General features: G+C 56.9%; 1 protein-coding gene. It reads right to left on the bottom strand.

What is annotated here, in order from left to right:
* Positions 1-67: 67 nt before the first annotated feature.
* The gene (locus ACREXZ_RS30850) at positions 68-1,126 is read right to left on the bottom strand and encodes an IS481 family transposase (protein WP_431767916.1); all 1,059 of its coding nucleotides are present in this window, start codon (positions 1,124-1,126) and stop codon (positions 68-70) included.
* Positions 1,127-1,277: the final 151 nt, after the last annotated feature.

Below are 1,277 nucleotides of genomic sequence, written 5' to 3'. Positions count from 1 at the left end.
GGGCAAGGCTTCATGTGTAGAAGTTTTTATTTGACCTGACGGACGGCATGAACTGGCCGGTTGATGTTCACGCCTGGATTTGGGCGATGAACTGATCACCTATTTGTTTGTCCTGCGCGATGGGCCGGGCGTCAAGGAACGTCTGCATTGGCGTCTTGCCGAAGCAGTAGCGTCCTTGATGCGATCGCGCCTCATTATACTCTGTCATCCATGCATCGAGATCCTTCTGCAGCTCGCCGATTGACGCATAGATCTTCTTGCGGAAGGCGATGCGATAAAACTCGTTGAGCATGGTCTTGTGGTATCGTTCGACAATGCCGTTGGTTTGTGGGCTCTTGGCCTTCGTTCGGGTGTGGTCGATATTCTCGACAGCGAGATAGAGTTCGTATTCGTGATGCTCGGGATTGCCGCAATATTCCGTGCCCCGGTCGGTGAGAATACGCTGGAGCTCGACGCCGTTCTCCTCGTAGAAGGGCAGAACTCTGTCGTTCAAGAGATCGGCTGCGGTGATCGGCGTCTTGCGGTCATAGAGCTTGGCGAAGCCGATCTTGGCATAGGTGTCGATGAAGGTTTGCTGATAGACGCGGCCGACGCCTTTCAGCGTACCTACATAGAATGTGTCCTGCGCGCCGCAATAGCCCGGACATTCGGTTTCGAACTCGCCCCGCACCTCCTTCTCGGCCTTGGCCTTCTCGAGCGCGGCGAGCTGGCTCTCGGTGAGGATGAAACGTTCCTGCGCCATCTTCGCTTCGAGGGCTTTCAAACGGAGCTTCATGGTGGTGAGATCGTGCCGGCTCCAGATGGAGCGGACCCCGAAGGGCGAGACGGTCATCCCTCGTTTCAAAAGCTCGTTGGAGACGCGAACCTGACCCCAGGCGGGCTGCTCGATGGCAAGGGCCACGACCGCTTCCTCGATTTCTGGCGCCACCCGGTTCTTCAAAATGGGCTTGCGCCGCGAGATCTCCTGCAGCGCAAGTTCGCCGCCTTTGTCGTAAAGCTCCTTGAACCGATAGAAGCTGTCGCGGCTGTAGCCCATCATCTTGCAGGCTTGGTTGACATTGCCGAGCTGTTTCGCAAGTTCGAGCAGGCCGACCTTGGCGCGAATGATTTTTTGGTCCTTGGTCATGATGGTGTCCTCTGGAAGCCATGGCGGGGGCTGCGCAACCCCGACCAGCTCCGCCCCCGCCATGGCTCAAATCGAGCCTCGGAAGACACCGTCCGTCAGATTAAGTTAAAACTTTTACAATACAGGCTTGTGGACGCGCGGCCTGTTGATC

Origin of the sequence: Paraburkholderia sp., from assembly GCF_050742655.1 — a bacterium.
Lineage (GTDB): Bacteria > Pseudomonadota > Gammaproteobacteria > Burkholderiales > Burkholderiaceae > Paraburkholderia.
This window is presented reverse-complemented; position numbering and strand designations above follow the sequence as displayed.

Coding starts and splice junctions, on each gene's coding strand:
- ACREXZ_RS30850 (WP_431767916.1), bottom strand. CDS start 1,126: ATGACCAAGGACCAAAAAATCATTCGCGCCAAGGTCGGCCTGCTCGAA.